The organism is Oculatella sp. FACHB-28, from assembly GCF_014696015.1.
GTDB lineage: Bacteria > Cyanobacteriota > Cyanobacteriia > Elainellales > Elainellaceae > JAAUTN01.
In genome coordinates this window covers 54,335-70,672 of the sequence record NZ_JACJPJ010000106.1, presented here as the reverse complement: position 1 = coordinate 70,672, position 16,338 = coordinate 54,335, and the positions used below count along the sequence as shown (strand labels likewise).

Sequence of the window (16,338 nt, the reverse complement as noted above, 5' to 3'; positions counted from 1 at the left end):
CGCAGGTTTTATTCTTCAAACCGCATGGTATCCCCGTTCTTTGACTCCAGTCAGCCAGCTATTTTGGGTTTTGATCCCGGTCGCCAAAAGTGTGGTGTAGCAGTCATGGGGCTAGACCGCAGCCTCTTTTATTGTGAGGTGATCCCCGCAGAGGAGGCGATCGCCACCATCCAATCGTTACGCCAACAGTTTCCGATTTCGATTCTAGTGATGGGTGACCAAACCAGCTCTAAGGAATGGAAGCAAAAGCTCGGTAGCAGTTTGTCAGAACCACTGCGAATCGTCATGGTAGATGAGCGGTTTAGCACCCTGGAAGCTCGCGATCGCTACTGGCAGATGTATCCACCCAAAGGTTTATCTCGCCTTCTACCACAGGGTATTCGTACCCTCCCCCGCCCAATCGACGACATTGTAGCGATTCTCTTAATCGAGCGCTATTTGGGCAGGTTGACGGCTTAGGCGGTTAAATCTCTGCCCGAATCGTAAACGAATAATCCCCACCTGGCTCAAGCTGGTAGTCACATTTTTCTAGGAAGCGACCTAGTGGTTCTTGAATCAGCGCTCTGCCCAGAGAAGGCTCAACCGATAGCTCTCCTCGGTTAAAGCGCCACTGAAACTGCCACTGATAATCACTCGCTGTCACCTCACCTTCAATTCTGCCCTGTTGCCAAGACTGGTGAGTGATGCGGACATAGGCAGTCGTTTCAGGTAGACGCTTGGAACTCACAGTTACTTCTATTTCCTACTTGAGCTATTTCCTACTGAATGGAGGATGTTCCTACCGGTTGCGCTTCAGGTTCGAGTACCCACAGCACCAGTCCTTTTGGAATTCTAGTTAACACAACCGTATTGCCTCGGTCAGTCATGCGTTGAGCTCCTCGCCGAGCCGCTTCCACGGTTGGGAAGAATTTGACAAACACATAAAACTGGTCTTCAAAAATAATGGCGCTGGTTGGTCGGGGCGTGTCAGGCAACAGTACATGACACTTATCAACTACTTTTTGAAACAAGATTGGAGTGGGTTCTGGTGAGCTAGCATGTTGGGATTCTAAACCAAAGTCGTTGAACATAAAGTGCTTTTTCGGCTAATCGAAAACCGGAGAAATTTAGCTCTAGACTTTCCTAGAATCTTTGAATCACAGCATTTTCAGCCTAAGTATCAACGCAGGCTTAGAGTGAATCTAGCGAAGGTCTTAGGATTAAGCTAACAGCCTTAAGGCAGAAATGAGTAAAGTCTTTGGCTTTTAGCAAGTTATGCAAGGCTATTGTCAGCAGCAACAGAGCGACTGTTATAGAGGCTCATCGCTTTGGAAATTCCCTGTTTTAGGCTTAACTCGACAGATGATAAGACCATCTGCAGCACCTCTGACATAATCTGCGCTTCTGCTTTAGAAAATTGCCCTAACACATGAGAAACGGTGTCTTTGTCAGAGGAAGCAAAGTTTTTGGGGCTATCGATGCCAATGCGGAGGCGAGGAAAGTTTTGCGTACCCAAGTGAGCGATCGCTGACTTCATACCCTTTTGCCCACCTGCTGAGCCAGAGAGCCGCAGCCGAATTTTGCCCACTGCTAGATCCATATCATCGTAGATGACCAGCACCGATTCTGGCGGTAGCTTAAACCAATCGGTTGCTGCCCGAATCGACTGCCCTGAAAGATTCATGTAGGTTAGCGGCTTCAGCAATCGAATTTTTTCACCGTGCGGGCCGCGTCCTTCGCCAAAAACTGCCTGAAACTTACGATTTTCAGACATACTGATGCTCCACGATCGCGCCAGCAAGTCGATCGCCTCAAAGCCAATGTTGTGCCGAGTTTTGTCGTACTTTGCTCCCGGATTGCCCAACCCCACAATCAACTGTGGAATCACTAACTCAGGAGCCGCAGAAGTGTCTGTCATTTGAAGTGTCTGTCACTGCTGGCGATCGCCCATTCCCCTCTTACCCAATCCCTAATTTCTAACTTTGAGTAACTTTCTCATCGGCACTTGCTTCAGCTTCAACCGCTTCAGCGACTTCAACTGCTTCAGCAACTTCAGCCTCAGTTTCAGCTTCGGTTGTGGTGGGTGCTAGCGCCTTGCGCGAAGACGGAGTTTCTAGCTTAGCCTCCATCGGCTGACTTACTGTCTTTTCCAGCCGCTCCGCTTCTTTCTTAAATTCGTTTTCAAATTCTTTAGAAGCTTCCTGGAAGCCTCGAATCCCTTTGCCCAAACTACGACCGATCTCTGGTAGCTTCTTGGGACCAAAAACCAGCAGGGCAACGACCATAATCAGCGCCATTTCTGGTAGACCAATTCCAAAAACATTCATGCTGCTTCCTCCTAAAACTGCGGGTGGGCGATCGCCCCTCTAACGACAGACTCAACTTTTTAGTATAGGGCGAACAAAAAACCCCGGACGAGCCGGGGCAGGTATTCATCCAATATCCACAACCAAAGGAAAACTTGTAAGCAATTTGCTGAAAGCTATTTGCCTAGCGTGCTCCAGTCTACGTCCAGACCTTCGAGCAGCAAGGAAGAATTGTAAATTTGCAGAATGATCAGCAAAAACACGAAAAATAAACCCATAAAGACAGCCATCAGTGGTGTCGTTCCCCAACCGGGAGCAACCTTACCGTATTCAGAGTTTAGAGGCTTGAGGAGATTACCCAACCGAGTCTGTTGTGCCATGAGTGACCTGCGATAAATCTCAATATTTTTAACGATCCGTAATATTATAAAAGAATACTACTCATAATTGATCGCTTATGGAACCCGCAACAGTTTTTAGCATTTCTATTGGTGTTTTCTTGCTAGCCGTTACAGGCTTTTCTATTTATACATCGTTTGGGCCCCCTTCCAAAGAACTTGGCGATCCATTTGAAGATCACGAAGATTAGAGAATGCTTAAGTAGGACGGGCGTTTGTAATCAAACGCAAACTTTACTGCAGTCAAATCTACTGGTAGCGTTCAAGTGTGGCTCTTTATTACGGCCGCCTTATCTTGAGTAGGTAAAATTGGCGTATCAAGTCGGTAAGAGGTTTTCAAACCCTTAAACCTCTTACCCAACGATGCCAGTAGGCTGCGGTCTTAGAAGTCTGTTTTAAGATAGTGTCTGGAGACGGAGCGGCTGCCCAGAATTCTAGAGAATAGGAATCTACTGACTCTTCTTCCTCTAACACGGTATCAAGTAAACTGCCACCGGTCATATTGTGAGCGCAGTAACGCACACGATAGGTTCCTAATGAAAGCGGAATGTTGCACACGCACTCGCCATTCCAGTTAAACAAACGAACTTCTTCTCTTCCTACGGTGAAGGGAACCTCCACTATTTCTTCCCAGAACTGATCAATGGGTGGAGGAGAATCAAATATATCGAGGGTGAAATTGACCCTGCCTGTGTGCAGTCCGGTCAGGAGAAAGAGTGAGCCTGGTGAAGCAGCACCGCACAGTCCGTTATTTTGCCCAACAAATGAAGTTTCCAGTTCACTAAAAATTCTATCTCCAGTCTCAATATAAGCTTGTCCGTAATGCACATATAATCGTCCCTCAAAAATTCTTGTCATAGGTTTCATCAGAGTTAATGTCACAACTCTAGCCCTGCCACAATCTCAGCAAGATGGGGAGCAAACTGTTGAGCCGCTTCATCACTGGAGAATGATCCAGCAGGGGAACGGCTAATCACGCCTGTGACGATCGCATAAAGCGTCGTGCCATCTGTCGCAACATATCCTAAAACCTGATCGATCAAAACTCCGTTGGCATGGGTGATGGTGTAGCCGTAGTGTAGTCCGGGCAGGCTACCAACCGTTACCTCTTCCGGTATTTCAGCCACAAAGCTGATGGTGCTGTCATTTGCTGTGCGATCGCGCTCAGTTGAATTGTATTGGGACTCAGTCCATGCTCTAAGTGCAGCTATGGGTTCCCCTTGAGATTCAACCAGCATTGGTTCAAACTCTGAGCCATCAACAGGTTGGCTAAACAGGATGACGGTACCAAGGATTTCGCCATTTTCATAAACGCATAGCAAGGTTGGATTTTCACAAGGAGTGACCTGCCAGCCTTCTGGAGCGGAGGTTTCTCCCAAAACGGCAGACCAACTTAAGGTATCGGATGGAGTGGTCGTTGTTTCGGAAAGTTGGGATTGGGCGATCGCCTCATTAGGCTTTGTAGAAGGAGTTACCTCTAGTGGCAAAGGCTGAGGTTCCATTTGCAGTTCGGTATAGGCAGCCATTCCCAACGCAGCGAAAGACATTGCAGCCAAGGGCAGGAAGAAGGCAAGAATTTTCATCTGGAAAGCTACTTTCCTAATAACAGTACAAAGAGTCCTTAACAATCGAGCAAATTAGTTGGGCTGTCCTTAGAGGTTCTCCATCTAGCCAAAGCGCAATTCCGTCCCCTTTTGCCAGAACCACTTTAAGGATGATGAATGACATGTAACCTAGTCGCTTTTGCGTCATTCACACCTCAAAAGGTGATTCGAGTACAAAATTTATCTTCTACTGTTAAAGAGAACATTGTTTTGTAGTTGCAGAAACTGATACGTTACACCGGGATTAATCTACTGCTCTCTTCCAATAGGTGAAAAGCTTAAAGCGCTTGTATAACTGGCATCGGAGCCGTTCAGTTTGCAGGGTGGTTTAATGAAGTGAACAAGAGATCGAAGTAAGGCAAGTCACGATGACCATTGAGGAAGCACTGGCTATTTTAGATACAGCCTTACAGCAAGAGCGCCTAAACGACGTCCAAGAAATCGTCTTTCGCTGCTGTTGGGAAGGGCAGACCTATGCTGAAATTGCCGATTCAGCGGGGTATGACCCTGGTTATATCAAGGATGTCGGCTCCAAACTATGGCAGCTTCTATCAGAATCTCTAGGCGAAAAAGTCAGCAAAAGCAACCTCCAGTCCGTCCTCCGAAGAAACCTCCATCGCCTTCCAGCCACCCCAGAACTTACCGATTCCACCCCCGTACCCTCAACCCCTCCTCCCTCTAGCCCCCAGTCCCTAACCCCCAGCCCCTTTTCTCCCCATTGCGACTGGGGAGAAGCAATCGACGTTTCCACCTTTTACGGTCGGGCAGAAGAGTTAGATACATTAAAGCAGTGGATTTTGGGCACTCAGACTAACCAACCTTGTCGCCTAATTGCCATGTTGGGAATGGGCGGCATTGGCAAAACGTCCCTGTCAGTGAAGCTGGCACAAGAGATCGTTGAGGGTGTAGGGGTGACAGAGACGTCTCCTCATAACCCGTTCGAGTTTGTGATTTGGCGATCGCTCCGAAACGCTCCCTCAATAGAAGATATCCTCGCCGACCTAATCCGTATTCTCTCCAACGATCAGGAAACTGAGGCTAATTTATCCAAAGAACTCAGCGCTAGAATTACTCGGCTGATTCACTATTTCCGCACTCACCGTTGCTTGCTGGTATTGGATAATGCCGAAACGATCTTGCGTGGTGGTGACTATGCCGGATATTACCGTGAAGGCTATGAGGGCTATGGCGACTTGCTGCGGCGAGTGGGAGAGGTGACTCACCAGAGCTGTCTGGTGATCACCAGTCGAGAAAAGCCGAGGGAATTTGTCTCTCTGGAAGGCGATACATTACCCGTGCGATCGCTGAACCTGATTGGCTTACGGGGAACTGACGGACAGGAAATCCTCAAGGCAAAAGGTGAGTTTGTTGGTTCTGAAGCTGAATTAGAAGCACTCACCAATCGCTACGCTGGGAATCCACTGGCGCTGAAGATTGTCGCTACCACGATTCAAGACTTATTTGATGGCAGCATTGCCGAATTTTTGGCCCAGGGTACTGCTGTCTTTGATGACATTCGCACCCTGCTAGACCAGCAATTTAACCGCTTGTCAGACTTAGAGCGAGAAATGATGTATTGGCTAGCGATCGACCGGGAGCCCGTTGCTTTCGCCGATTTGCAGGAAGACCTGCTGGTACCTGTAACTAAAACTCAGCTGATTGAGGCAATTGGCTCGCTGCGGCGGCGATCGCTAATTGAAAAAGCAACCTCTACACCGGGCGATCGCCAGTCCAACAGCTACACGCAACAGCCCGTTGTCATGGAGTATGTGACTGAAAATCTAGTGGAGCAAATTTGCCAGGAAATTCTCACTGAAAAGCTCTCACTGTTTATCACTCATGCGCTGCTCAAAGCTTCAACTAAAGACTACATTCGGGAAAGCCAGATTCGGATTGTTCTAGAGCCGATCATCAATCAACTTACGTCCCGATTGCGGACGAAACCAGACGTTGAGCAAAAGCTAAATCGGGTCTTGGAAAAGCTGCAAGAGTTGGCTGACCAGAGCGGCTATGGTGGCGGCAACCTGATTAACCTGTATCGGCAGCTTAAGACCGATCTGACGGACTACGATTTTGCTCAAGTCAAAGTGTGGCACGCCTATCTAGCGGATATGAGCCTGCATCGGGTTGATTTTACCGACGCGGATTTGGCGAAATCTGTATTTGCTCAAACGTTGGGCAGCATTCTATCCGTTGCCTTTAGCCCCGATGGAACTCTCCTGGCTACCAGCGATGAAGATGGCGAAATTCGGGTTTGGCAGGTGGCAGACGGCAGACAGCTTTATACCTGTCGGGAGCACACCGAGTGGGTCTGGTCGATTACCTTTAGCCCGGATGGAGAGGCGATCGCCAGCAGCAGCAAAGACAAAACCGTGCGGCTGTGGGATTCTGTTACGGGACAGTGTTTTCAGGACTTACAGGGGCACACGGGTTGGGTCTGGTCGTCCGCTTTCAGCCCTGATGGTCAAACCCTGATCAGCGGCAGTGAAGATCAGACGGTAAAACTGTGGGACGTTAACACAGGCGACTGTCTCAACACCTTTGAGGGGCACTTGGGCGGGGTCTGGTCAGTTGCTTTTAGCCCAGATAGTCAACACTTTGCTAGCGGCGGCGTAGACCAAATCGTGCGGTTGTGGGATGTAAACACAGAGAAATGTCTCCTCTTGGAAGGACATACAAACCGTATCCGATCCGTTGTGTTTAGCCCTGATGGTCAGCTTTTGGTGACGGCTGGCGATGACCAGTCGGTGCGGTTTTGGCAGGTCAGCACGGGGGAATGTTTGCACGTTGCGCCCCATGATAGCCGCATTTGGTCAGTAGCATTTAGTCCTGATGGAGAGCTGGTGGCGATCGCCAGTGACGATCAGACCATTCGCCTTTGGGAGGCTCACACCCGCCAGTTTCTCAGAACCTTTCAAGGACATAGCAGTCGGGTTTGGTCAGTGGCATTTAGTCCTGATAGCCAGACACTTGCTAGCGGCAGTGATGACCAGACCATTCGCCTCTGGGAAGTTCACAGCGGGCAGTGCCTTCGCAGCTTTCAGGGACACAATAACTGGATCTGGTCAGTCGCCTTTAGCCCCGACGGAAATTCCCTTGCCAGCGGCGGCGAGGATCGGGCAGTGCGATTGTGGGATTTGCAAACTGAGAAATGCTTTAAGGAATTGCGGGGACACACTGGACGCATCTGGTCGGTCGCCTTCAGTCCGAATGGTCAGCTGATTGCCAGCGGCAGTGATGACCAAACCATTAAACTGTGGCAGGTGAGAACCGGACGCTGTCGTGCTACGCAGCGTGGACACACGCGCCAGGTGCGCCTGATTGCCTTTAGCCCCGATGGTCAGCTTTTAGCCAGTGCTAGCGGCGATCGCACGGTCAAACTTTGGGAAACCAGCACCGGACAATGCCTTAAGACGTTACGGGGACACACAAGCTGGCTCTTTTCTGTTGCCTTTAGTCCCGACGGTAAGCTTCTGGTAACCGGCAGCGATGACCAAACCGTTCGGCTATGGGATGTGAATACAGGCGAATGTCTAACCGTGCTGGAGGGACACACCAAAATTGTTCTATCGGTTGCCTTTAGCCCGGACGGCAACACCGTCGCCAGCAGCAGCGACGATCAAACTATTCGACTGTGGGATGTCAGCACGGGGGAATGCACTCGCACCATTTCCCAGGAAGCGGGTTGGGTACAGGTTGTCGCCTTCAGCCCTAATTCTGAGCCCCCCATTCTCGCTAGCAGTGGCAATGACCAAATGATTAAGCTGTGGGATATTAGTCAGACTGAATGCCTGAACCAGTTGCAGGGGCATAGAAAGGCCGTGAATGCGATCGCCTTCAGTCCCGACGGACAGTATCTTGTCTCCGGCAGCGAAGACGAAACAATCAAACTTTGGCAAGTCAAAACCGGAGACTGTCTTAAAACGCTCAGGGCCGAACGTCCCTATGAAGGTATGAATATCACAGGCACAACTGGACTAACCGCTGCCCAGAGAGCGACTTTGAGAGCATTAGGGGCAGTAGAGTTTTGATTGCTGGTCGTTATGTAAATTAGAACTAACATCGTGTCACCAGGAAGGGGTATGTCCATTCTCGATAACCTAACGGCTGAAGGTCGGGCAAGACGAGTTGAGCAAACTGACCCGCCGCGATCGCCCCGCGAAACCCTGCCCACCATGTATGATTTGCCCAGCGAAGATCCAGAGGAGCCTGGTTTGCCCGACGAGTTTCACGACCTGCAACCGCAACTGCTCAGCCGCACTCTACGCCTCAGTCGCTACGGCCGCGAAAACTGCTTCACCGCCTCCGACCTTAACCTCTATTACGATGTCGCTCACCCCCTGTGGCAAAAACGCCCAGACTGGTTTTTGGTGGTTGGTGTGTCTCGTCTTTATGAAGGCCAGGACTTGCGCCGCAGCTATGTAGTGTGGCAAGAAGGCAGGTTTCCCTCTGTCATCGTTGAGTTTTTGTCTCCTGGCACCGAGGCTGACGATCTAGGTCAGTTTCATAGTGCCGTTACAACTGCAACCTCACCTGAATTGAACGGAGAGTCCTCCCAAAACATAAGACCTCCTGGCAAGCTAGAGGTATACGAGCAGTATTTGCGAGTCCCGCACTACATCGTCTACAGTCGTTACACTAGACAATTGCGTTACTTCAAGCTAGAGGGTGGACAGTACCAGGAGCAACCCGTTGGTGAAGTGGCTCCATTCATCTGGCTAGATGATCTGGAGATTGGCTTAGGAATTTGGCAAGGTGAGTTTGAGGGTGTGCCGGACTCCTGGTTGCGCTGGTGCGATCGCGAAGGCAACTGGTTGCTGACCGACACCGAACAGGAACAGTTTGAGAAAGAACAGGAACGGCTTGAAAAAGAACGGGAACGTGCTGCTAGAGAGCAGGAACGGCTTGAAAAAGAACAGGAACGCGCCGCTAAGGAACAAGTTCAGTCCCAATTACTCCAGACTGCCCGCAATCTGCTAGCAACCGGCATGGAACTTGAGCAAGTGATTGCTATTGCAGGATTAACAGAGGAACAAGTGCAGGCGCTTGATAATCCTGAGCCTTAAAATTCCTTAAAATCTCAAAGCTTGGTGCAACAGGTCTTGGTGCATTAAGGCTCTGTCTCGAAGGGAGTGGAGTTGGTCAGCAGAGAGTGGGTCACCGTTGGCGTACAGTTCTAGCCAGGTTTGGCAGATTTGACTCGGATCGTTGGGAATTTGGTCAAGTGTCCAGCCAGGAAGGTCTAAGTCCTGCATAAGCTGGCTCACTTTGGGGTCATAGCTAATTGCGAAACAGCGACACTCAGCTGCCGCTGCCATGATGAGTCCATGAAAGCGCATGGCGATCGCCATTTCCACTCCCTCAAACACGCCTCGCAACTGCTGTGGATCTTCGAGCGTCAGAATGTGACTGGAGCCAGGAAGCTGGGGTTGAATTGCTTGGGCGATCGCCAAGTCTTGCTCAGGCTGAAACGGAATCAGCAGCAAACAGGTTTGAGTCGCCTTTTGAAAATCAGCCAGAGCACGAGTCAACACCTGGAGTCGAGCCGGAGTTAACTCTGGATGCGGACGCAACACTACTGCAACTCTAGGAGCAGGCAAATCCCATAAACCCGGAACGGACTTAGGCTCCAGTGCCCAAACCGGATCAGGCGCTAGCGTACAGGGAATCTTCCAGTCCATCAGCAATCTAGCAGAAGCGCGATCGCGCACACTTACCGCCGCACAACCCGTAAAAGCCTTTTCTGCCAAGCAACGTGTTGAAGCACGATTTAACGGGCCTATTCCCTGGGCCCAGGCGATCGTCTTGAGTCCCATCCGTCGTGCCAAACCCATCAGTCCTGCATAGTAAACCGGACTGAGGGCACTGGTCGCATCCTGCATCAGACTTCCGCCGCCCCAGATGAAGGCATCCGATCGCCTTAAAACTTGAAAGACTGAGGAAGACATGCGATCGCCCGCTGCTACTCCATAGCGTCGTGTCGTTTCAGTCGGATTGCCCGACAGCACAAACGGCTCTATGTGGGCAGGTAACATTTGCAGCAAAGCCGCTAAAAGTGCCTCATCTCCCCCATTGCCCTTGCCATAGTAACCGCATAAAACCGCCCGCATTCGCCGTTCCAACCATCCTGAACAACATACCCTTTACAATACCTGATTGAAAGGGTTGATTTTTCGTACTCTGAGCTGACGACCAATCAACTTCTAAAACAGCCTCTCAACCCTAATATGCACGCTCTCTCTATCCCCACCTGGATTATTCACATCTCAAGTGTGATTGAATGGATCGCCGCAATTTGGCTGATCTGGACGTATGCAGAAGTCACGCAAAATCAGGCGTGGCGGGCCTTGTCGTTTGGAATGCTGCCTGCGTTAGTTAGCGCCATGTGTGCCTGCACCTGGCACTTGTTTGACAATGCGCCTGAGCTAGAGTGGATAGTCACTCTGCAAGCCGCTATGACCGTCGTGGGCAACATTACACTCTGCCTTGCTGCCTGGTGGATCTGGCGATTAGCGCCCCGCGCAACTCCGCAGGAACCGCCTCTTCAAACAAAAGACAAATAACCTTAGCCCCTAACCCCTAATCTCCCCTATCCCTCCCATGCCTTCTAAAGAAACCCTCTTCGCCCTCTCGCTCTTTCCTTACCTTGGCTTCCTCTGGTTTCTGACCCGTTCTGGTCAAACGCCACGCCTTGCCCTAATTGGGTTTTACATGACGCTTGTGTTTGTTGCGGTGACTATTCCGATTGGCATTTATGCTCAAGTTGCCTATGGAGAATCTCTGGCAAATGTAGACTTTTTGCATGGTGGGGCAGAAGTTTTCCTAACACTCTCAAATGTGTTGGTTCTGCTAGGATTTCGGCAAGCAATTCAGCAAAGACAGCAGACTATCGAGAATCAATCCAAAAAGGATTCCGAGAATCAAGCAGACACCGGTATTGCTGATATGGGATAAGTGTAATTTCAGTTTTTAGGAGCTAGCTCTGTGAAATTGGGTCAGTGGCTTGGCTTTCTATGTTTGGCGATCGCCCTCATGATCCTCTGGCAAATCCGTCAAATACTGCTGCTGGTGTTTACAGCCGTGGTGCTGGCAACTGCACTCAATAGTCTAGTGCAGCGATTCCGAAGAGCTGGAATGCGACGTAGCGTTGCAGTAGTGCTGACCCTAGGGTTATTGTTGCTGGTCAACATCCTGTTTGTTGTTTTAATTGTGCCCCCCTTCCTGAATCAGTTTTTGCGACTGGTCGATTTGTTGCCTAGAGCCCTGACCGAAGCGCTGGAATGGATAGAAGGGATGGAAGGATTGATCAATCAGCAGCCCACTTGGCTGCCAGAATTAGAGCTACCCACGCCCTCCAACCTGACGCGAGAACTGCAGCCGCTGTTCAGGAATCTGCTCGAAAACTTCTTTGCATTCTTCTCAAACTCACTTACAGCAGTACTGCAATTTTTGCTGGTGATCGTTCTGACGATCATGTTTCTGGCAGACCCGATCTCTTATCGACAGGCGTTTTTGCAGCTTTTTCCCTCATTTTATCGGCGACGGGCAGACGAAATTTTGGTGAAATGTGAAGTTTGCTTAGGAAACTGGCTGGCTGGAATTTTGATTAATTCTCTCTTCATTGCTGCCCTTAGCGGCGTTGGACTGTGGATACTACAAATTCAACTGGTGCTAGCCCATGCCCTGTTAGCGGGACTTCTCAATTTCATTCCCAATATTGGACCAACGCTGAGCGTAGTCTTTCCACTGACGATCGCCCTGCTCGATGCACCCTGGAAGGCTATTGCTGTGCTCATTCTTTATCTGGTGATTCAGCAGATTGAGAGCTATTGGCTCACCCCTACTGTAATGGCGCAGCAAGTCTCACTTTTGCCTGCCGCCACTCTGGTCGCTCAAATTTTCTTTGCTAGCTTCTTTGGCTTTTTGGGGCTGTTACTCGCTTTACCGCTAACGGTTGTAGTCAAAACTTGGATTGAGGAAGTATTAATCAAAGACGTCTTAGACAAATGGGATAAGAAACCCCAGTGGATACCTGTGGGAGCAACAGAAGGTTTAGCGACATTGCCGCTCGTAGACCCCGTTAAGAGAGATTTCCCCTTTACAGATTCCTCGGAAGGTTCTGTTGCATCCAAAGATGGGCAGGCGGACCCCAACCGTCCTGAGAACGCTCCACCCAAACCCCCCATCTAGGTAATTTTGAGAAAGGTATTTGTCCTACCTGTAGGGGCGTTTCGCGAAACGCCCCTACCAGTCCGGCTGAGCTTATTGAAGTGCCTGACGCTGCAACTCCAACAGTTCCTGAATGCCTTTTTCGGCTAAGTCCATCATCTGGTTAAGCTGAACACGAGTAAAGCTACCTTCTTCTGCGGTTCCCTGTAACTCGATGAGGCTCAGATCTTGATTTAAAACAACATTAAAATCAACAGTTGCGGCGACATCTTCGGGGTAGTTGAGGTCTAGGAGAGGAACTTCTTCGATCAGACCAATGGAAACAGCAGCAATCTGATGATGCAGGGGCGATCGCTCCAATTCTCCCCGCTCTATCAGTTTTTGCAACGCATCACTCACTGCGACATAGCCACCCGTAATTGCAGTTGTGCGCGTCCCGGCATCCGCCTGCAATACGTCAGCATCCACAATCAGCGTGCGTTCACCCAATGCCTTCATGTCGATCGCCGATCGCAAACTGCGCCCAATCAAGCGCTGAATTTCCTGCGTCCGTCCCGACAGTTTCATAAACTCTCGTTCTTGGCGTTGCGGCGTGGCTCCTGGCAACATTCGATATTCTGCGGTAAGCCATCCCTGCCCCGTTCCTGCTAGGAATTTGGGCACTCCAGGTTGAACCGTGACCGTACACAGCACTTGAGTATCACCACAGTGCGTTAAAACCGAACCAGCCGCAAAGCGAGTAAACTGTCGCTCAAACCGAACCGGACGCAGTTGGTCAGGTTGCCGACCATCAGGACGCTGCCACATTGTGATTGCCTCATCTGTGCCTCTTCTCCTCAGAAGGATACAGCGTTTTGGGGATTGGGGTTGAGAGTTAGGCGAAGAGATAGGGTCGTGTAGGGGCATAGCATTCGGGCAATAATGCTTGCTCTATTCCAAAGATTGTCTGCCGAATGCTACGCCCTTAGGGAGTTTTGCTTCTCAAACACATTCTAATCACATTCAGCAAGTAGCTCTTGATCAGTTGACGACTGTACATCTGTAGTGTTTGATAGAGGGAAAAATCAGGGAGATGACGCTACATTTTGTTTTTTCTATCTGGATTTATTCAGGCAAAAGCCGTATGCTTCTGAGTAACGTATCCTTGTACTAATCCAGTACCAACCAACGCTTTACGACCCGTCAAAACCCGATTCGCTAGAGTGATTTCCTATGGTTTCCCAACTCGAAACCCAAGCTACTGGTTCTAATCGCCATTCCTACACCATTGGGGGATTGATTCAAGTTTTTACATCTCCCTACCGCAGTTTCTTCACAAACGTGATGGCGCAAGCATTAGGCATTGCCGGTCAGGGAAGAACTGTCTTGGTAGTGCAGTTTCTCAAAGGCGGCATTGGACAGGGGCATGAGCATCCGGTAAAGCTGGGGCAAAACCTAGACTGGCTGCGCTGTGATTTGCCTCGCTGCATTGACACCGCTGAGATTGAAGACACTGAAATGCTAGCTTTGCTTGACCTTTGGCGCCACACCCAGAGTGTTGTTGCAGAGGGCAAATACTCGCTGGTGGTGCTGGATGAATTAAGTTTGGCGATCAATTTTGGGCTGATCCCAGAAACGGAAGTTTTAGCGTTTTTGGAAAATCGTCCGTGTCATGTAGACGTAATTTTGACCGGACCAGAAGTGTCTGAATCCATCCGAAATGTAGCTGACCAGATTACCGAGTTAAGGCGAAGCGATCGCCCCTAAGCACAATTCAAAGTTGCCCTTATTATTCTCTATTCCTAAAAAATCATGATTAAGAATGACACCTGGATTGCTCAGATGGCAGCTCAGGGCATGATTGCCCCATTTGAGCCAAGTCTAATTCGAGGCATCAGTTCAGAATCAACGGCAATGCGTCCGGTGATTAGTTATGGGCTTTCTTCTTACGGTTATGACATCCGCTTGTCCCCGACAGAGTTTCGCATTTTCCGCCACATTCCCGGTACGGTTGTCGATCCCAAGCATTTCAATCCCGATAATTTAGAACCCGCTCGACTGCACACTGATTCCAGTGGCGAATTTTTTATTCTACCTGCCCATTCTTACGGGTTAGGAGTGGCGCTAGAACGGCTGCAAATTCCTGACAACATTACGGTCGTTTGCATTGGCAAGAGTACCTATGCGCGCTGTGGCATCATTGCGAACCTAACTCCCGCAGAGGCGGCATGGCGCGGACATTTGACGCTGGAGTTTTCTAATTCCTCTAGTGCGGACTGTCGGATTTATGCGAATGAGGGAATTGTGCAACTCCTGTTTTTGGAGGGAGAACCCTGTGAGGTCAGCTACGAGACGCGTCGGGGTAAGTATCAGGATCAGTCGGAAATGGTGACGCTGGCAAGAGTTTAACGGCGGAAGTTGAACCAGCTTTCTAATAGGTTCTGTTGGAAGGGGTGGTGATCGCCCCACTTCCTTTCCCATTCCATTGCAGTCTGCTGCACGATCTCTGACCAGGTTGGAGAAATTGTCGGCAGGGTTGCTAGCGCTTTAATGTGCAGGTTTTGGCGAATGGCGAGGGCGATCGCCCCGACAATTTCACTTACGTTTGCGCCAATCAGATGTGCGCCTAAAATTCTGCCATTGCGATGCACAATCAGTTTGCAGAAGCCTGTTGTTGCACCACAAATCTGAGCCTTTGCTAACGTTTTGAAAGTCTGTCGCAGCACGATCACATTCTTATCAAACTGGTCCCCAAACTGTTGAATCACTTGCACTTCGGTTAGTCCCACTCGTGCCAGTTCGGGGTCAGTGAAGATTGCCCAGGGAATGGTTCGGTAGTCTGTTTTGGTGGAAGGAAAGAAGAGTGCATTTTTGAGGGCGATCGCCGCTTCATACTGTCCTAAATGCGGAAACGGGTAACCACCCAACGCTTCACCACAGGCGTAAATGCGGGAATTCGATGTTTGCAGTCTGTTGTTAACTGGAATCCCCTTTGCCGTAAACTTCACCCCAGCAGCTTCTAAGTTAAGTGAATCAAGTTGAGGCTGTTGTCGCGTCGCAACTATGACTTCGTCAGCTTCCAGGACGCGATCGCCTGCCTGCACCCATTTCTTATGGTCCAGTTGCTTTACCTGAGTCACCTGAGTTTGACTGAGAATCTGCACGCCTTCTGACTCCAAGTGGGCTTGCATCAAGTGAGCAACCTCAGTGTCTTCGTGGGGCAATAAAGTTTTGACGATCAGCGTCACCTGATAGCCAAACCGCACCAGGGTTTGAGCCAACTCCAGTCCGCTTGGTGCGCCACCCAGAATCACAATATGTGCGGGCAATGGCGGAGGGGTGACCCAAAAAGTCTCTGGAGTGCAGGGTTGGGCGGTAGCTAGTCCATCAATTTTGGGGATTACAGGGCAAGAGGCTGTTGCAATCAGATAGGAGCGCGATCGCAGCGATCGCCCATTTACCCCAAACGCTAAGTGTGGACGACGGATAAACTCACCCGTACCTACAATCACGTCTACGCCAGAAGCCGCCAGAATGGGAAGCGATCGCTCTCCTTCGTCCTGCACCTCTGTCACCCACTGCGCCCACTGAAGTGAGGCTGACCACTGCACGGGTGCATCAAAATTTCCTCCAGACAGCCCCCACTGTTCAGCTTGTCGCATTTGCCGAGCAACTCGCCCAACATGGACTAGGGTTTGATGGCGCAGGGTTTGATTCCCTAAGAATTCAGGTTCTACTAGGGCGACACGAGCTTTGAGGCGACTTGCAGTTAGGGCAGCATAACGCGCAGCCGCAGTTCCGCCGATGATAACCAGGTTGTAATCAGGAGGCATAGACAAGAGGGAACTGGGGCTAGGGGCTAGGGTTTCACAGGTAAGTTGGGTTGAGGGTACGAAGCCCAAA

General features: G+C 50.1%; 19 protein-coding genes. 9 read left to right on the top strand and 10 right to left on the bottom strand.

The features are described 5' to 3' along the window. Nucleotides 1-24 precede the first annotated feature (24 nt). Complete coding sequence (locus H6F88_RS31065) at nucleotides 25-459, top strand: pre-16S rRNA-processing nuclease YqgF (protein WP_190646688.1); 435 nt, start codon at nucleotides 25-27, stop codon at nucleotides 457-459. Nucleotides 460-463: 4 nt separating this feature from the next. Here H6F88_RS31065 and H6F88_RS31060 read toward each other — a convergent pair whose 3' ends face one another. The 5 genes from H6F88_RS31060 to psbH all read right to left on the bottom strand — a co-directional run bounded on the left by H6F88_RS31060 (nucleotide 464) and on the right by psbH (nucleotide 2,665). Further along, a complete protein-coding gene (locus H6F88_RS31060; protein ID WP_190646687.1) occupies nucleotides 464-727 on the bottom strand; it encodes a DUF3146 family protein in 264 nt (87 codons plus the stop codon). Between the two features lie 31 nt (nucleotides 728-758). Then, nucleotides 759-1,070: a hypothetical protein gene (locus tag H6F88_RS31055; RefSeq protein ID WP_190646686.1), complete on the bottom strand. Its 312-nt coding sequence runs from the start codon at nucleotides 1,068-1,070 to the stop codon at nucleotides 759-761. A 182-nt stretch (nucleotides 1,071-1,252) separates the two neighbouring features. Beyond that, nucleotides 1,253-1,897, bottom strand: coding sequence for an aminoacyl-tRNA hydrolase (pth, locus tag H6F88_RS31050; RefSeq protein ID WP_190646685.1), 645 nt, complete (start codon nucleotides 1,895-1,897; stop codon nucleotides 1,253-1,255). Nucleotides 1,898-1,955: 58 nt separating this feature from the next. After that, on the bottom strand, nucleotides 1,956-2,306 hold the full coding sequence (locus tag H6F88_RS31045) for a TatA/E family twin arginine-targeting protein translocase (RefSeq protein WP_190646684.1): 351 nt from the start codon (nucleotides 2,304-2,306) through the stop codon (nucleotides 1,956-1,958). A 155-nt stretch (nucleotides 2,307-2,461) separates the two neighbouring features. Further along, entirely contained in the window at nucleotides 2,462-2,665 is a 204-nt protein-coding gene (gene psbH / locus H6F88_RS31040; RefSeq protein WP_190646683.1) for a photosystem II reaction center protein PsbH, read from the bottom strand. Nucleotides 2,666-2,742: 77 nt separating this feature from the next. Here psbH and psbN point away from each other — a divergent pair, with 77 nt between their 5' ends. Beyond that, nucleotides 2,743-2,874 carry a photosystem II reaction center protein PsbN gene (gene psbN / locus H6F88_RS31035; protein ID WP_190646682.1) on the top strand — a complete coding sequence of 44 codons (132 nt, stop codon included), beginning with the start codon at nucleotides 2,743-2,745 and terminating at the stop codon, nucleotides 2,872-2,874. Between the two features lie 145 nt (nucleotides 2,875-3,019). On the opposite strand, the gene H6F88_RS31030 is transcribed toward psbN, so the two are convergent. Beyond that, the gene (locus H6F88_RS31030) at nucleotides 3,020-3,541 is read right to left on the bottom strand and encodes a hypothetical protein (protein ID WP_190646681.1); all 522 of its coding nucleotides are present in this window, start codon (nucleotides 3,539-3,541) and stop codon (nucleotides 3,020-3,022) included. A gap of 20 nt (nucleotides 3,542-3,561) precedes the next feature. Continuing rightward, nucleotides 3,562-4,266, bottom strand: coding sequence for a hypothetical protein (locus tag H6F88_RS31025; protein WP_190646680.1), 705 nt, complete (start codon nucleotides 4,264-4,266; stop codon nucleotides 3,562-3,564). Between the two features lie 389 nt (nucleotides 4,267-4,655). Between H6F88_RS31025 and H6F88_RS31020 the strand changes: the two genes are divergently transcribed. Continuing rightward, entirely contained in the window at nucleotides 4,656-8,318 is a 3,663-nt protein-coding gene (locus tag H6F88_RS31020) for an AAA family ATPase (protein WP_190646679.1), read from the top strand. Nucleotides 8,319-8,369: 51 nt separating this feature from the next. Then, nucleotides 8,370-9,353: a Uma2 family endonuclease gene (locus tag H6F88_RS31015; protein WP_199333873.1), complete on the top strand. Its 984-nt coding sequence runs from the start codon at nucleotides 8,370-8,372 to the stop codon at nucleotides 9,351-9,353. 6 nt (nucleotides 9,354-9,359) lie between these two features. Here the strand turns inward: H6F88_RS31015 and csaB are convergent, their stop codons facing one another. Continuing rightward, nucleotides 9,360-10,397 (bottom strand): polysaccharide pyruvyl transferase CsaB, encoded by a 1,038-nt coding sequence (gene csaB / locus H6F88_RS31010; RefSeq protein ID WP_190646678.1) that lies wholly within the window; start codon nucleotides 10,395-10,397, stop codon nucleotides 9,360-9,362. A 117-nt stretch (nucleotides 10,398-10,514) separates the two neighbouring features. Between csaB and H6F88_RS31005 the strand changes: the two genes are divergently transcribed. The 3 genes from H6F88_RS31005 to H6F88_RS30995 are packed head-to-tail and all read left to right on the top strand — an operon-like array spanning nucleotide 10,515 to nucleotide 12,477. After that, nucleotides 10,515-10,850, top strand: a complete 336-nt coding sequence (locus tag H6F88_RS31005; protein ID WP_190646677.1) for a DUF2499 domain-containing protein — start codon at nucleotides 10,515-10,517, stop codon at nucleotides 10,848-10,850. Between the two features lie 37 nt (nucleotides 10,851-10,887). After that, nucleotides 10,888-11,241 (top strand): DUF3593 domain-containing protein, encoded by a 354-nt coding sequence (locus H6F88_RS31000; RefSeq protein WP_190646676.1) that lies wholly within the window; start codon nucleotides 10,888-10,890, stop codon nucleotides 11,239-11,241. Nucleotides 11,242-11,271: 30 nt separating this feature from the next. Continuing rightward, on the top strand, nucleotides 11,272-12,477 hold the full coding sequence (locus H6F88_RS30995) for an AI-2E family transporter (RefSeq protein WP_190646675.1): 1,206 nt from the start codon (nucleotides 11,272-11,274) through the stop codon (nucleotides 12,475-12,477). Nucleotides 12,478-12,549: 72 nt separating this feature from the next. Here the strand turns inward: H6F88_RS30995 and rph are convergent, their stop codons facing one another. Beyond that, a complete protein-coding gene (gene rph / locus H6F88_RS30990) occupies nucleotides 12,550-13,263 on the bottom strand; it encodes a ribonuclease PH (RefSeq protein ID WP_190646674.1) in 714 nt (237 codons plus the stop codon). 405 nt (nucleotides 13,264-13,668) lie between these two features. On the opposite strand from rph, the gene H6F88_RS30985 reads away from it, so the two are divergent. Continuing rightward, a complete protein-coding gene (locus tag H6F88_RS30985) occupies nucleotides 13,669-14,202 on the top strand; it encodes a P-loop NTPase family protein (RefSeq protein WP_190646673.1) in 534 nt (177 codons plus the stop codon). A 45-nt stretch (nucleotides 14,203-14,247) separates the two neighbouring features. After that, on the top strand, nucleotides 14,248-14,844 hold the full coding sequence (dcd, locus tag H6F88_RS30980) for a dCTP deaminase (protein ID WP_190646672.1): 597 nt from the start codon (nucleotides 14,248-14,250) through the stop codon (nucleotides 14,842-14,844). Here the strand turns inward: dcd and H6F88_RS30975 are convergent. Beyond that, nucleotides 14,841-16,268 carry an NAD(P)/FAD-dependent oxidoreductase gene (locus H6F88_RS30975; RefSeq protein WP_190646671.1) on the bottom strand — a complete coding sequence of 476 codons (1,428 nt, stop codon included), beginning with the start codon at nucleotides 16,266-16,268 and terminating at the stop codon, nucleotides 14,841-14,843. The two genes, dcd and H6F88_RS30975, sit on opposite strands and share 4 nt — an antisense overlap. Nucleotides 16,269-16,338 lie beyond the last annotated feature (70 nt).

Coding starts and splice junctions, on each gene's coding strand:
- psbN (WP_190646682.1), top strand. CDS start 2,743: ATGGAACCCGCAACAGTTTTTAGCATTTCTATTGGTGTTTTCTTGCTA.
- H6F88_RS31000 (WP_190646676.1), top strand. CDS start 10,888: ATGCCTTCTAAAGAAACCCTCTTCGCCCTCTCGCTCTTTCCTTACCTT.
- H6F88_RS31065 (WP_190646688.1), top strand. CDS start 25: ATGGTATCCCCGTTCTTTGACTCCAGTCAGCCAGCTATTTTGGGTTTT.
- pth (WP_190646685.1), bottom strand. CDS start 1,897: ATGACAGACACTTCTGCGGCTCCTGAGTTAGTGATTCCACAGTTGATT.
- H6F88_RS31055 (WP_190646686.1), bottom strand. CDS start 1,070: ATGTTCAACGACTTTGGTTTAGAATCCCAACATGCTAGCTCACCAGAA.
- H6F88_RS31045 (WP_190646684.1), bottom strand. CDS start 2,306: ATGAATGTTTTTGGAATTGGTCTACCAGAAATGGCGCTGATTATGGTC.
- dcd (WP_190646672.1), top strand. CDS start 14,248: ATGATTAAGAATGACACCTGGATTGCTCAGATGGCAGCTCAGGGCATG.
- H6F88_RS31005 (WP_190646677.1), top strand. CDS start 10,515: ATGCACGCTCTCTCTATCCCCACCTGGATTATTCACATCTCAAGTGTG.
- H6F88_RS31025 (WP_190646680.1), bottom strand. CDS start 4,266: ATGAAAATTCTTGCCTTCTTCCTGCCCTTGGCTGCAATGTCTTTCGCT.
- csaB (WP_190646678.1), bottom strand. CDS start 10,397: ATGCGGGCGGTTTTATGCGGTTACTATGGCAAGGGCAATGGGGGAGAT.
- H6F88_RS31015 (WP_199333873.1), top strand. CDS start 8,370: ATGTCCATTCTCGATAACCTAACGGCTGAAGGTCGGGCAAGACGAGTT.
- H6F88_RS31030 (WP_190646681.1), bottom strand. CDS start 3,541: ATGACAAGAATTTTTGAGGGACGATTATATGTGCATTACGGACAAGCT.
- psbH (WP_190646683.1), bottom strand. CDS start 2,665: ATGGCACAACAGACTCGGTTGGGTAATCTCCTCAAGCCTCTAAACTCT.
- H6F88_RS30985 (WP_190646673.1), top strand. CDS start 13,669: ATGGTTTCCCAACTCGAAACCCAAGCTACTGGTTCTAATCGCCATTCC.
- H6F88_RS31020 (WP_190646679.1), top strand. CDS start 4,656: ATGACCATTGAGGAAGCACTGGCTATTTTAGATACAGCCTTACAGCAA.
- rph (WP_190646674.1), bottom strand. CDS start 13,263: ATGTGGCAGCGTCCTGATGGTCGGCAACCTGACCAACTGCGTCCGGTT.
- H6F88_RS30975 (WP_190646671.1), bottom strand. CDS start 16,268: ATGCCTCCTGATTACAACCTGGTTATCATCGGCGGAACTGCGGCTGCG.